13 protein-coding genes are annotated in these 14,257 nt (G+C 52.3%); 2 read left to right on the top strand and 11 right to left on the bottom strand.

The features are described from left to right. The first annotated feature begins 61 nt into the window (after positions 1-61). Positions 62-946: a hypothetical protein gene (locus DEF47_RS01575; RefSeq protein ID WP_012191340.1), complete on the top strand. Its 885-nt coding sequence runs from the start codon at positions 62-64 to the stop codon at positions 944-946. Beyond that, positions 922-2,133, top strand: a complete 1,212-nt coding sequence (locus DEF47_RS01570; RefSeq protein WP_287044929.1) for an energy-coupling factor transporter transmembrane component T — start codon at positions 922-924, stop codon at positions 2,131-2,133. Before DEF47_RS01575 ends, DEF47_RS01570 begins: the two co-directional genes overlap by 25 nt. Here DEF47_RS01570 and DEF47_RS01565 read toward each other — a convergent pair. The 11 genes from DEF47_RS01565 to DEF47_RS01515 all read right to left on the bottom strand — a co-directional run bounded on the left by DEF47_RS01565 (position 2,120) and on the right by DEF47_RS01515 (position 14,155). Further along, entirely contained in the window at positions 2,120-3,454 is a 1,335-nt protein-coding gene (locus DEF47_RS01565) for a S41 family peptidase (RefSeq protein ID WP_012191342.1), read from the bottom strand. The genes DEF47_RS01570 and DEF47_RS01565 overlap by 14 nt on opposite strands. A gap of 75 nt (positions 3,455-3,529) precedes the next feature. Then, positions 3,530-4,612 carry a M20/M25/M40 family metallo-hydrolase gene (locus tag DEF47_RS01560; RefSeq protein ID WP_012191343.1) on the bottom strand — a complete coding sequence of 361 codons (1,083 nt, stop codon included), beginning with the start codon at positions 4,610-4,612 and terminating at the stop codon, positions 3,530-3,532. A 22-nt stretch (positions 4,613-4,634) separates the two neighbouring features. After that, positions 4,635-6,374: a peptidoglycan D,D-transpeptidase FtsI family protein gene (locus DEF47_RS01555; protein WP_012191344.1), complete on the bottom strand. Its 1,740-nt coding sequence runs from the start codon at positions 6,372-6,374 to the stop codon at positions 4,635-4,637. Positions 6,375-6,723: 349 nt separating this feature from the next. After that, positions 6,724-7,674 carry a thioredoxin-disulfide reductase gene (gene trxB, locus DEF47_RS01550; protein WP_012191345.1) on the bottom strand — a complete coding sequence of 317 codons (951 nt, stop codon included), beginning with the start codon at positions 7,672-7,674 and terminating at the stop codon, positions 6,724-6,726. Between the two features lie 160 nt (positions 7,675-7,834). Next, complete coding sequence (locus DEF47_RS01545; RefSeq protein WP_012191346.1) at positions 7,835-8,392, bottom strand: dihydrofolate reductase family protein; 558 nt, start codon at positions 8,390-8,392, stop codon at positions 7,835-7,837. Positions 8,393-8,577: 185 nt separating this feature from the next. Beyond that, positions 8,578-9,468: a DMT family transporter gene (locus DEF47_RS01540; protein ID WP_012191347.1), complete on the bottom strand. Its 891-nt coding sequence runs from the start codon at positions 9,466-9,468 to the stop codon at positions 8,578-8,580. Between the two features lie 270 nt (positions 9,469-9,738). Continuing rightward, entirely contained in the window at positions 9,739-11,667 is a 1,929-nt protein-coding gene (locus DEF47_RS01535) for a hypothetical protein (protein WP_287044928.1), read from the bottom strand. 9 nt (positions 11,668-11,676) lie between these two features. Beyond that, positions 11,677-12,051: a DMT family transporter gene (locus DEF47_RS01530; RefSeq protein ID WP_012191349.1), complete on the bottom strand. Its 375-nt coding sequence runs from the start codon at positions 12,049-12,051 to the stop codon at positions 11,677-11,679. Positions 12,052-12,376: 325 nt separating this feature from the next. After that, positions 12,377-12,787 (bottom strand): hypothetical protein, encoded by a 411-nt coding sequence (locus DEF47_RS01525; protein WP_287044927.1) that lies wholly within the window; start codon positions 12,785-12,787, stop codon positions 12,377-12,379. After that, a complete protein-coding gene (locus DEF47_RS01520) occupies positions 12,756-13,367 on the bottom strand; it encodes a class I SAM-dependent methyltransferase (RefSeq protein WP_012191351.1) in 612 nt (203 codons plus the stop codon). The genes DEF47_RS01525 and DEF47_RS01520 overlap by 32 nt, the downstream gene beginning before the upstream one ends. Positions 13,368-13,399: 32 nt before the next feature. Beyond that, the gene (locus tag DEF47_RS01515; protein WP_012191352.1) at positions 13,400-14,155 is read right to left on the bottom strand and encodes a class I SAM-dependent methyltransferase; all 756 of its coding nucleotides are present in this window, start codon (positions 14,153-14,155) and stop codon (positions 13,400-13,402) included. Positions 14,156-14,257 lie beyond the last annotated feature (102 nt).

Genomic DNA, 14,257 nt, shown 5'->3' with positions numbered 1-14,257 from the left:
CCGCCGCAGTGGGAGAGGGGTTGGGGTGAGGGCATTCTTTACTGAATAGGAATAACATTTCATGGGTCGTTTGTTGGTTGTGGTAGTTACGCTGGTTTTGTTGCTGCTTGGCAATTTGGCTCAATCGATTGCTGCTCAAGGTGATGGGCATCAATATCATGCGGCGGTGGTCGTGCAATATGCTTCCGGCGCGGTCGATGCTCGTTGTGTTGGCTTCGATCAAGAATCAATTAGTGGCTATGATGCTTTGCTGGCAGCAGGCTTCAATGTGGTGGCTGAAGGCTCATCGATGGGAGCAATGGTTTGCTCAATTGATAGTGTGGGCTGCGATTATCCCAATGAATCGTGTGCCTGCAAATGCCAAGGCGGCGATTGTACCTACTGGGCCTATAGCCATTTGCTCGATGGTGTTTGGCAATATTCCAAGCTTGGCGCTGGCTCATACAAGGTCCGTGATGGCGCAGTTGAAGGCTGGGCTTGGGGTGGTGGCAGTGTCGAGCGTGGCTCAACGCCGCCAGTGATCAGTTGGGGTGAGGTTTGCGCGGCGCAAGCAGCACCGGTGGCAACCGAAATTCCGGCAACCGCCACTAGCGAACCAACCGCCATTCCCGCAACCAATACTTTAGTTCCGGCAACAATCGCTAGCCAGCCAAGCAGCACCGCTAACCCAACCAGCGAGGCTATTGCAACTGAAACCCAATTTGAACCAAGTGCAACCACAAAAGTCGCCAGCCCAACTATTGCGGCGAGCGCAACAACTGCTCCGACCGAGCAGGCAACTGCCAGCCCCAGCATTACGCCCACTGCGACGCTGACGATCGTGAGCACGCCAACCGTTGAGGCCAGCAGTAGCGGCTCAGCAATTCCGATCAATTACTTGATTTTTGGCTTGATTTTGCTGGCCTTGGCTGGCGGCGGCATTTGGAAGCGCCAGAGCAAGCGATGAGTGCCGAAATCTATCAACCAACTGCTGGACGTGCCCGCGAGGCTTTGACCAAAACTGCTCCGCCAACGGCCAACAAGGAATGGTTCAGTCCAGTTAGCCAACGTCAGCGCCGCATCGCCCGCCCATGGGAAGGCGGCCATAGTTTGGCGTGGGTTGCTTGGCTGGTCGCAGCCTTGGCATGTATCGGCCAAACCGATCAACCGCTCTATTTGATTTTGATTGGGGCGGTGACGTTGTTGGTTTGGCAGAGTTGCGCCTTGGATAGCCCGTTTCAGGCGGTGGTACGGGTTATGTTGCAACTTGGGGCGGTGTTGTTTGGCTTTAATTTGCTGTTTAGCGTGATTACCGCCAGTGTGCTGCGCGGCCAAACGGTGCTGTTTGAGTTGCCAAGTTGGCGCTTGCCGCAACTGCTTGGTGGCATTCAACTGGGCGGAATTATTACCGCTGAGCAATTAGCAAGTGGTGCAGTGCGTGGGCTACGTTTGTGGACATTGTTGCTGGTGGTTGGTACATTCAACGCCTGTGTCAATCATTATCGCTTGTTACGGCGCACGCCCCAAGGCTTTTTTCAATTGGGCTTGGTGCTAACCATTGGCTTGGCGTTTGTGCCCCAAACCTTGCTACGCTTACGGGCAATTCGTGATGCCCAACGCTTGCGCGGCCATCGCTTTCGTTCGTGGCGTGATGCATTGCCCTTGTTTGTGCCCTTGCTCAGCGGCGGCCTAGAGCAATCGCTGACCCTAGCCGAAGCCATGGAAGCCCGTGGGTTTGGTCGCGCTCAACGTGGTCAAATCGCCGCCTACTGGACATGGCTGGGTTTGGCGGGCGTGTTGCTGGTCTGTGCTGGCATTTGGATGCTGTTTTTCTATGCTAGAGCCAGCTTGGGCGCAATGGTCGCTTGGGTATTATTGGCACTTGGCTTGATTGCCATGCTCAGTTATTGGTGGCAAGCCAATCGGCTGATTGTGCGCACCAGTTATCGCCGCGAACGCTGGACATTCCGCGCTACGGTCATAACGCTTTTGGCGCTGGCTGCGCCGCTAGGGTTTTGGCTAGCACAGCGCTCAGGCAGTGCCATGGTTTATCGCATTTACCCCAAATTAGCTTGGCCACCATTTGAGCCATTGCTGACCCTGGCAATTTTGGCCTTGCTTGCGCCATTATTGTTTAAGTCTAGCGCTCGCTAAATGAAACAATCGCCTGCAATACCGCCGGATCATTCGGAATCGTGTATTGGGTCCAATCGTCTTCGACCACAATATTTGGCTGCACACCTTTGGTTTCAAAATTACTGCCATCAGGCAATTTAAAGCCCTCTTGGGCCACCCACAAGCGTGAGCCATCCTCAAAATTATATTGAAAAATCGTTTCGGTATTGCCTTGGCTGGCTTGGCCCAGCACCAAAGCCCCATTAAATTGCAGCGTTCCAGCCAAAACCTCAGCATACGAAGCACTATCTTTGTCGATGAGCACCGCTAGCGGCACTTGCTTCAGCTGCTCGTACAACAGGCCAGGTTTAACAGTTAATGGATACAATTTTTCCTGACTATAGAAATTGCCAACCTCGCCGCTGACAAATTGACCCAAAATGCCTTCAAGCACGCTACGCCAGCCACCGCCGTTGGATCGCAGATCCAAAATCAAACCATCAAGCGGCTGAGGATCGGCGACCAATTTGCTGAGTTCGCTGACAACTTGGGTATGCATATCGTCGGCCCACAAGCTGGGAATCAGCAAATAGCCAACGGTTGGAGCATTGGGCAAGCGGCGGCCTGATGGCGTAATTTTGCCCACTACTGCCCGCCGCGTTATCAGCAACTCGCGTGGGTCAGCTTGCGGTGTTTGAATGGTCAGCCGCACTTGGCTGCCTTCGGGGCCACGAATTTGGTCGGCATTGGTAAACGGCTGGCCTTCAACGGCGGTAATGCGATCGCCGCGCATCAAGCCCGCCGCTTGGGCTGGGCTATCAGGGAAAACCAAGGTAATAAAAGCGGCATTTTCTTCGTGAATTGTCAAAACACCGATGCCAACATAGCTATCGGTTCCGCTGGCAACGGCATCTTCATAAACTGCTTCGACTGGTCGGGCAAAGCGCGAATGTTGATCATCGAGTTTGGCGACCATGCCTTCGAGAATTGTGTAGAGCGTTTCATCATCGGGCGCAGCCTGCACTTGCGGCTCGATTTCAGCACGCACGGCGGCCCAATCCACGCCATTAAAATCAGGATACAGATAATGTTCATTGACCGTTTGCCAAACATCATTGAATAAAGCTAGCCGTTCGGCGGGACTCATTGGGGTTGTCGCGGTTGGCGTAGCTTGCGCTAGCTCAACGGTTGGGGTAGGCTCAAGGCTTGGCTGCGCGGTTGGGCTGGGCAAAAAGGTTGGAGTTGCCAAGGCGAGGGGAGCCGTGGTTGGTGGCACAGTTGGTGTGGCCGCCCAAGGCAATTGTGCAGTACAGCTAGCGAGCAATCCAATTCCTAGCAAAAGCAACCAACGATAACGCATAACTACCCCAAATTAAGCATAAGCCGCTGTAAACTGCCCACAAGCAGCCCAGCGGCTTACGGTAGAACGATCGATTTAAACCATCAAGAGCATTTGTTCGACGATTTGGGCAGCTCGTTGCAGTTGCACAATCGGAATAAACTCATCGACCGAGTGAATATTTTCGTAGCCAATCGCCAAGTTGGCAGTTTCGATGCCATTATTGCTGATAATGCTGACATCGCTGCCGCCGCCCGTGACCACCAACGAAGGCTCAAGCCCAATCGCCCGAATCGCTTGATTGAGCAACTGCACAATTTCCGCATCGGGGGCTAGCACGCTGGGGCCATAATGTTGTTTGTGTTCAATTTCAACTGTCGCGCCAAATTTAGCGGCAGCTTGCTCAAAAGCATTGCGCATAATGTGCCATTGGGCATCGAGTTTGGCTTGGTTGCGCGAACGAGCCTCGCCTTTGACCACAACTGAATCGGGCACAATATTGTTGGCCTTGCCACCATGGATCGAGCCAATATTGGCGGTGGTTTCGTCATCGAGCCGCCCCAAAGGCATGGCAGCAATCGCATGCGCGGCAACTTCAATCGCGCTGATGCCTTTTTCGGGGGCAACTCCAGCGTGGGCCGAAACCCCAGTAATCGTCGCGGTGAACGAATCGTGGGCGGGTGAACCAATACAAATCGCCCCAACATCGCCATTTAAATCGAAAGCGAGGCCTTGTTTGGCTTGCAGCTTGCTATAATCGAGGGCACGAGCGCCATACAACCCTGTCTCTTCTTGCACCGTAAAAACCAATTCAATTGCCCGATGCGGCTGGCCTGATTCTAAAACTGCTTGAATGCCCTCGAGAAATGCCGTAACCCCCGCCAAATCATCAGCACCCAAAACGGTATCGCCAGCGCTGTAGATATTGCCATCGCGGATGACTGGCTGCTTGCCATGACATGGTGCAACGCTATCCATATGGGCATTCAGCAACAAGGGTGAACCTACGCCAGCCAAACGGGCAATCACATTGCCAATCGCATCCTGCTCGCATTCAAGGCCCAAAGCTTGGCAGCGCTCGATTAAGTGAGCAGCCATGGCTGCTTCTTCACCAGATGGATTATCGATCCGAACCAAAGTACAAAACGTATCGAGCAGACGCTCTTGATTGATAGCCATGAAAAATCCTTCAAAAAAACGCTTATGGATTGATTTCCAATGCTGCCGACATGACAATCCCTGCCAATGAGCCGCCAACACTGGTACCTTCGCCGCCATTCTCAACCATCACAGCCACTGCATATTTGGGATCGTCCAGCGGAGCCAACGAGATAAACCAAGCATGCGGCGCACCAAGGGGATTTTCAGCTGTGCCCGATTTGCCGCCAACGCTATAACCTGGCACGCCAGCCACCGTCGCCCCCGACCAACCCTGCTCAACCACCGCCTTCATCGAAATCCGAATGCGTTGCGAAACCTCGACACTCATCGGATCGCCGATTTTACGTGGGCGGGCTTGATACAACTCACCGCCTTGCGGGGTGGTCACCCGTTCGACCAAGTAAGGCTTCATCATATCGCCATTATTGCCGATGGCTTGGGTGATCATCGCCATTTCGAGTGGGGTGACCAACAAGCGGCCTTGACCATAGGCAGTATCAGCAATCGCCACGGGCTGGCTCCACCATTCATCGCCATCTTCGCCGCCATAGAGTTGGCTGGGCGCTGAAGGCAAATCGGTCAAATCGCCAGTGTCGGGCAATTCATCGGCGGGGTAAATATGAAAACGCCGCGCTTGATCTTCGAGCAAATTACGCCCATCGTCTTGCAAGCGAATGCCATATTGAGCAAAGGCTGTATTACAGGAAAAGGCATAAACCCCATCAAGCCCAAATTTTTCGCCAAATTTCTGTGCGATATAGCCAGCTTCATCGTCAACTGCATTGACCACTGGCACGCTTACGCCCTCTTGGGGGAAAAGCTCGTTGGGGCAGGTAATGTCTTCAGGTTTGCCAACCTCAGGATTATTCAGCACCCCAATTGCGGTTACAGTTTTAAAAGTCGAGCCTGGGGGATATTGGCCTTGGGTCGAGCGAAATACGAGAGGCCGCGATTCATCGCTGATCAACGAGTTCCAATAATTGACCACCCGATCGCTTTCTGCCGAGTAATCTTCGGCATCAAGCCGCAAGGTTAATTGCGAAGGATCAAAGCTGGGCGTGCTGACCATCGCCCGAATTGCTCCGGTTTTGACATCGATCACCACGACCGAACCAACCCGCCCATCGAGCGCCTTGAAGGCGCGATCTTGTAGTTGCGCATTGATCGTCAGTTGCACGTTATTGCCTTCGCGCGGGCGGCTAAACAGCTGATTTTGCAAATTTTGCCAGCTATTGCCCTTGCCACCAGCCAAATATTCGTTATAGCTACTTTCTAAGCCATACAAGCCATAGATGCTGCTGACATAGCCAAGGGTATGGCCAAAAGCCCGCATATCGTATTGATTGGCAATTGGGTAGGTGCGATACGAGCGATTATCCGAGACGATCACATTTTCGGCGAGCGTTACCCCTTGCGAATCGAAAATTGCGCCGCGCTTGATGCGATTGGTGCTACGAACCAAGCGAATATTGCTAATAATGTTGCCATCATCCTCGGCAACCACCCGATTATAAATCTCATCGGCGCGAATCACTTGGGTACGCAGCAATTGCAGCGTCAACATGGTAAAACCGATGATCATAAATAAGGCTAAGTTTTGGGTTGCAGTATAAATCCCAGTGGCGCGTTGGGTGCGAATCGGCCAAATCGCAAAACCACCTAAGATGGTCGCGATCCATAAACATGGCAACCAATGTTCTTCTTTCGACCACGGCACCATGCCATAGATAATTAAGCCAACCGCGATTAACCCTGCTAGTGATTTCAAGAAACGCTGCATGCGACCGCTCTCCTGTAACCAAAACGTAGTGTCATTATAAAGCTAAATGGGCGAGTCGCAATGAAAGGCTGATGAAAGGCAAAAGGCAGAAGGCAAAAATCAAAAGCCCAAGATCCCTCAGAGCTTGATTTTTAACCACGAAGGACGCGAAGTAACACGAAGAGTACAAAATGTTTAATCTGATACATTATCAATCGCCCCAGCCATCATTCCACTCAGCAACAACCATCGTTAGCAAACATACGCCTTCATAGTTAAAAAATTAGGAGTCAGGATGAATTGACATCCTGACCCCTGACAACTGAACCCTAGTCTCTTAAACTTACAACTGCACCTTAGCCCCTCGTGATTACCACTGAGCCAAGCTGGTTTGTTCGTGCTCGATTTGGTCTAAGAACCATGAGGCTTCCATAGCTGCCATACAACCACTGCCAGCAGCGGTGATCGCTTGACGATAGACATGATCTTCTACGTCGCCAGCCACGAAAACCCCTGGAACGTTGGTGCGAGCACGGCCTGGGCTAACAATATAGCCGTTTTCATCCAACTCAATTTGATCTTTGAATAACCAGGTGTTGGGAATATGCCCAATGTATGGGAACACCCCATCGGCGGCGAAAGTTGATTCCTCGCCAGTTTTGACATTGTGCAACGCTACGCCTTCAACTTTAACCGTGCCTTCAACCTTGGTTACTACCGTATCCCAAATAAATTTAATTTTTGGGTTATTTTGGGCACGTTCGATCAACACTGGGTCGGCGCGTAATTGGTCGCGGCGATGGATGATATGCACTTCCTTGGCATAGCGAGTCAAGAACAAACTTTCATCCAAAGCACTATTACCACCGCCAACGACCACCAAGGTTTTATCGCGGAAGAAGAAGCCATCGCATACAGCACAATAGGAAACGCCACGATTAGCCAATTCTAATTCACCAGGCACGCCCAATTTGCGCGGCGAAGCCCCAGTCGCAATAATCAAGGTTTCGGTTTCGACAATCGTGCCATTATCAATATGCAGCTTGAAAGGCCGTTCGCCCAACTCAACTTTTTCGACAATCCCATCTAAAAAGTGCGTGCCAAAACGGGCTGCTTGTTTTTCCATTTTATCGGCTAAATCAAAGCCATTGATCGCATCGGGGAAGCCAGGGTAATTTTCAACTTCGCTGGTCGTGGCAATCAAGCCACCAGGCTGAATTCCACGAATTACCAACGGGGTTAAATTGGCGCGTGCCGCATACAGCGCCGCCGTCAAGCCAGCTGGCCCCGAACCAATCACGGTTACTTTTTGCTTTTCCATCTGAATAAGGCTCCTTTGTTGGCAGCATCCCTGCATTTCCAGTTGGCGTGGTCGCTGCATGTCGCATCAGTATAGCACGACTTATTGCTAGTATACATCAATTTTGTAATAAACGCTACACTTTATTTTAGAAGCCTCTGTTTGGGTGTTAATCGAATGATCAACGGGCACGCTGGTAGTGCATGGCGACCGTTCCGTTGCGCAGCGGGATTGCCGAGATCAACGTGAGTCGGCGTGCGTTGGACAGCCCACTTGCGTACAAAGTAGGGCCATGGCCAGCGATCCTCGGGTGGATGAGGAACTTGTACTCATTGATCAGATCTAGTCGGTCTAGCTCGGTCGCGAGCCTGCCGCTCCCGAGAAGCACACCATTTGGAGTTGTGTCCTTAAGCTGCTGGACAGCCGTGCGCAGATTGCCCGTGATCAGGTGGCTGTTCGTCCAAGGGAAATCCGTTCGCGTGGAGGACACCACGTACTTAGGCTTGGCCTCCAGCTTGATCGCCCACTCGCGCAGCGACTGCGCTGCCTCGGTGGTTCCGCGAGCGACCGCTGGCCAGGCGCTTTCCATCATCTCGTAGGTGATACGACCCCAGAGCATCGCCCCGCTCTCATCCATCAGTTGGGTGAAGAAGGCATGGGTCTCGTCGTCGGCGATGCCTGCCTGGTGATCGATGCACCCGTCGAGGGTGATGTTGAGACTAAAGGTCAAGTTTCCCATAGCGTCCTCCGTTTGCCCCAAGGCGAGCATACAATATACTCAGCCTCGTTAGTATAACGAACATTTGTTCGTTTTCCTACCCCCTCATAGATTAACCTAGGAGTATAGCAACGATTCGGCAGTCTGTAATGCTCAAAGAGCGGTTGCGCTGGTTGGCAATTTTCTTGAGCCAATCACGTTGACCATTACGCTTTTTGGGTGTTAACCAGCCAAATTCCGCCAATCACCAAGCTACCGCCAATAATTTGAAAGATATTTAATGATTCATTCAAGAGCGGAATTGAGATCAAGGCTGTTAAGACTGGCTGGCCCAACAAACTGACTGAAGCCGTCGCAGCTTTGATATGCCCAAGTGCATAGTTGATCGCCAGCCAACCGCCGAGGTGTGAAACCAAGCCCAAACCCATCAACGACCACCATGTTTGGGGGCTAAACCCAATGATGCTATAGCCGCCAATCAAACACATCAAGCCCAAAATCACCACGCTGACCACGATTCCCAAAGTCATAAAGGTCAAGGTATCCAGTTCAGCGCGGGCGCGTTGGGTCGTGAGCAAATAGGCCGCATAAAAACCACCTGCCGAGATCGCCAACAAATCGCCTTGGCTCATGGTAAGTTGTTGCAAATTCTCGCCCATGATTACCACCACGCCAATCAGGGCAATCGCCATGCCCCACCAAAAGCGTTGCGGCAAGCGTTCGCGAAAAATCAACCAAGCACCCAAGCCAACCCAGAGCGGGGCATTATTGGCAAACAGGGTTGAGTTGGCAGCTGAAGTCAGCAAAATTGCGCTATTCCACAGGGCTAAATCGAAGGCAAAGAAAACGCCGCCAAGCAGCGAAAGCCGCGTAGCTTGCTTGGGCAGATGCTTAGGCCGTTTGGCAAACCACCATGGCAGCAAAATCGCCGCTGGAATCAGCATGCGATAAAAGGCCGAAACTGGCCCAGGCACAGCCGCCCACTTGACCCAAATTGCCGATAATGCGATACACACAATGCCAATTGCCAGCGCCACATAGGCTCGCCATGGTATTTCGACCCGATTCTGATTGGTTGAGATTTGCACTGCCTGCATCGAATTCACCCACTATTTCTGTATTCGTTTATGCCAATATGCGCAGTGTACCATAGCAGGGATCGGTCGTTAGATGGAAGGGTTCAGGGGTCAGGATGTAGAGGTTAGGCACTCAGATTTAAAGCAGAGAAGCCTAGCTAGTGGCGATTTGTAATGGTTCACCGGGTTAACGACCAATTATCACAGTCTCTCACCCCCAACCTCTCTCCCACTGCGGCGGGCGAGGGGCTAGGGTGAAGGCGCGATGCAACTGGTTGTCAACCTCATAATTTATGGAACAAACGCCCCCGTGCGATACTCGATAATAAAGCGTGTCCAGAGGGCTAACGAAGCAGCAATGATGAATAAACTCGCGGCAATCGCAGCTACCCGCCCGAAACGGCCACGCTGGGCTAAAGTCGCTAAACCTACGCCACCACTCAAAGCTAAGGCGGGCAAGATAAACAGCCACCAACGCACAGTTTGCTCCGACCAAAGCAACGAGCTAAGCGAAAGCACGAAGGTTGCCAGCCAAGCCCAAATTGGAGTTGCTAGCCGTGATAACCCTTGGCGCAAACTAAACGCACCGCCTAAACCCACCAACCAAAACCATGCCGGAACCCGCCCATCAAGCGCAATCAGATCGTTCCAAACTACGCCCCACAATTTTTGGTCAAACGGACGTGGCGCTGGGCAAATCACGCCATTATTGGCCAGGGTTGGATCGCCCAAGAAATTGCTGTAATACAAGCCAACCGCCAACACAACGGCACTTGTCCCCACCACCACCAAGCGACCCAGCACTTGCCATTGTTTTTGCCAAACCAAGAATCCCGCCAAGGCCACGCCCCACAACCCGAGCGATAACATTGTGCCACTATGCTGTAAGGCGGCGATCGTCAAGCCAGCAATCAGGGCTGGTTGCCATGCTCGCGGCTGGTTGCTGGCAAGCCATAATCCCAGCCACGCCAAGATTGGCATGGCAATTGCCTGGCCCAGCACATTGCTCCATTCACCAATCACCATTGCCCGCAGCATCGCCAAGGGAGCAAGATAGAGGCTGGCAGCCCATAACGCCGCCCGTGCTGGCGTTCGCGCGTCACGGGTGCGATCAATCAGCCACCACAATAACGGAATCACCAACGCATCGGCAACAGCACCAACTATCTGAATCAAAATGCCGCGATTCATGCTGGCGGGCAGCAATAAACTTAACGGTTGCGTGATGAGATACGTGCCTGGAGGATAGGGCGAACGGCCAGCACCTGCGGCACAAGGCAAACCTTCGGTAAATAGTAAATCGCCGCTCCCCACACTCGCCAGATTATTAACATTCAACAAGAGGTCACTGAAGTTGGTTTGGGGATGACGAATGCCGATCAAGCGCAGCGCCAAACCCAAGGCGGTCATTCCAGCAACTAAGGCGATTTCGGGGTTTTGGCGGCGCTCAGCCAACCAACGCCCAAGCCAAGCCACCAGCAAACAAGCCAAGCTTATTGTGCGCAACTGTCCAGTATCGAGCGTAATCACCGTCCGCACTGTTGCCAACAAAACACTTAATCCGCTGCTGGTCACCAAGATCGCGCCAGCCGCAGTCAACGGAGCCAAACCCGCCAAAGCAGCACCAAGCCCAACCACAATTACCACGAGCAGCAAATCGATCCAAGCGGCCCATGGCAGAAACCAGTCGTGGCTTAACGGTTGAGCCTGCATCCGATACAACACCACTCCCAGCAAACGTGGGTCAGGGCTAGCATTGTAGGTTGGGGCTTGTAATTCGAGGGTTAAACTGCCATCGCTACTAGCAGGAGCGAACAGATGCAACGTGCGTTGGCCTGGTGGCAGGTCGGTACGAACCGCTGCGCCATTGGCTTGCAGCAAAAACGGGGTTTGTGGCACTGATGGCGGCGCTAAACTCAAGCGAACGATATGAGCACTGCCATTGAGATACGGTACAGTTATCGCTGATTCGGGTTGGGTCCAGCGATAGGTTTCAGTGGTGGTGAGATCAACCGTGGCCGGTTCGGGGGCATGCACATGCTCAAGATAGGGCTGATCGTACATCAAGGCAAATTGCTCACCCGACTCGCCAATGACTAAATCGCCGCCAATTGCTAGGTTGAATGGCACTAAACGCTGCCAACCAAGCCATAACAATAGCCCAGCAACCACGCTACTCAGCAGCAATGGCCGAGCATATCGACCCAACGCCATCTGCACAAACGCCCCTTAAAATCCACTACCACGAATGATCAACAGCAGGCCAACCACGATAATAATTGCCCCAAACATTTTTTCGAGGGTCAAGGTTTCGCCCACAAACCACCAAGCAAACACAATCGTCGCAACGTAGCTCAAGCCAAGTAAGGTATAGCCAAGCTCCAAACGCCACCAAACTACGCTGCTAATCCAGGCTACCACTCCCACAAACAGCAAAAGCAGGCCTAGCCACACTTGCCAACGGCGCATGCCATAACACAGCACTTGCCATGTGCTTAAACGGCTCGAATGGGCTAGTTGCACCCCAACCATTCCCGCTCGAACGATCAAATTACCCAGCATCATCGCCAGCACTGCGCCAATAATCCACCACGTTTGCATCATGCTTGTTGCTCATTTGTTGGTTGGGGGTCGGGACTCGGGTTTCGGGGATCGGGCTTGGGCTATGAAAGCCTAGGGTTATTTAATCCCTTGATCCTTCATATTTTATAATTACCGCCCCCCGACCTCCAACCTTACAAGAGGGTAGGTTTTAACGTTCCCTCACCCCCGACCCCTCTCCCACGGCGGCGGGCGAGGGATTCCCCCTCGCCTCGCGTGCGGGCTAGGGGGCTAGGGGGTGAGGGCATCCAAATCGACTTCAGATCCCACCCAATCATTATTAAAACCTACCCTTGTAAGCGACCCCCAACAACCGACCCCCAATTACTCAAATACTATGCCCGCCACGAAACAAGAGGCTAACTCCCAGCAAAACCAAGCCAATTCCGGCGAGGGTTTGCCACGACATGCCACCGCCAAACCACCACCAATTGATCACCACCAACACAATGGTGGCAATGCTCCAAAGTGGGTAGAAGAAGCTAAGTTGGCGGCGGGCCAACAGCGCCAACCATGGGAACAGCGAAAGCAGAATTAAGCCAATCCCCAGCATGCCCCAAAAACTTTGGCTCACCTGCCATAAGCTTTCAAGGTTATGTTGCGTTGCGCCAAGCAAGGCCTTGCGATAACACAATTGACCAGCGATTAGCAAGCCAAGCGCACTGCCAAACAAACGGATCGCCGTGCCATGCTCGCCAAGCCCGCGTTTAATCGACGCGGCTAAAACGGTAAACTGCATAATCACAAATTCCACTGCGAATTGTCCAGCGGCGTTGAATCGTAAAATAAGGCGCGAACAAGCGGCCATAATCTTCATCTTGGCGAATCGCATCACCACGATCAAGCCAGTGCATCAAACGTCCAGGCAGATTCCACCAATCCTGGGCTGGAATATCTTCGAGCATCAAAATTTCGCCGCCTGGCGCTAAAACACGGTGTAATTCGCGAGCAGTGATTTGGGCTAAGGCATCGTCAAGGTGGTGGATCACGCCCACAATTAACGCTGCATCAAAACTGGCATCGCCAAAAGCCAAGGCGTTGCCGTTCATCACCCCAAAGCGATGATCACTCAGGGTTGCAGCGTAGCGCACATAGCCTTGCGAAAGATCAACGCCCATATAGCTGTGCTGGGGAAACGATGAGGCAAATTCACCAGTGCCACAGCCAAAATCCAAAAAACGGCGAGGCTTGGTTTGCAGCCATGGCGTAAGTTCATCGGCAATGGCGGCGCGTTCGCCAACATAATTATTTTCAACAATTCGCCGCAACATGGCCCATAAGGCTGGGCGCTGGGCAATATTGGTTAAAAAGGCTTGCATATATATTCTCAATAACTAAATGGATTTGGCGATTATACCGAATGATTGGGTTTTTGGGCGAGGGTTAAAATTGATAGCCCAAAAGGAAAGCTAGAGCCTGATTCAAGCCAACGGGCCTCGAAGCGCATAGCTGTGCCAAACAATTTATTGGCCAAACGCCCAGGTAGTTGCATCGCCGATTCATTGGTTGGAGCACTTGGCCGAATCCGCTCGATCAAGCGTTGCAGCAAAATCAACGGAAACAACATGCTGTTGATATACGAGCTGCGCTCAATCGTGAAATTGGCAGCCCGCAACAGTTTTTGCACTTCCTTATTGGTGTAACGGCGACGGGTATGCACCGAGCGATCATGCGCTGAATAGAGCCAATGATAGGCTGGCATGCGCAATAACACCCAACCACCTGGCTTCAAGACGCGATAAATTTCCTGTAACGCGGCGACTTCATCAGGGACGGCCCGATGATACAACACTTCAAACGAGGTTACCAAATCGAAACTTTCATCGCGATAAGGCAAAGTCAAGACTGAACCTTGAGTTAATGGTGCATCGGTTTTTTTGCGCCCCAACTGCACGGCTGCTTGCATCAGATCCAAGCCATAGGCTGGGCCATAATCGCCTAATAAATAAGCGACATTGCCCGCCGTACCACAGCCAGCATCAAGCGCTCGCCAAGCACGCTGGGTCGGCAATTGATCAAGCCACGCTTGGGCAATTTGGCGCATGCCCACATACCACCAATGTTGCTCCTCGACTGCCGCCATCACGCTATATTCGATATCTTCCACAATATTGCCTTTTAGCAAGAACTCCGCAAAGACTATACCATAAAAGCATCACTTGAATGAGTCACGTTAATTCAATTGGTGCATGCCCTCACCCCAACCCCT

The organism is Herpetosiphon sp. (assembly GCF_003512625.1).
In the GTDB taxonomy this organism is placed as follows: Bacteria; Chloroflexota; Chloroflexia; order Chloroflexales; family Herpetosiphonaceae; genus Herpetosiphon; species Herpetosiphon aurantiacus.
This window is presented reverse-complemented; position numbering and strand designations above follow the sequence as displayed.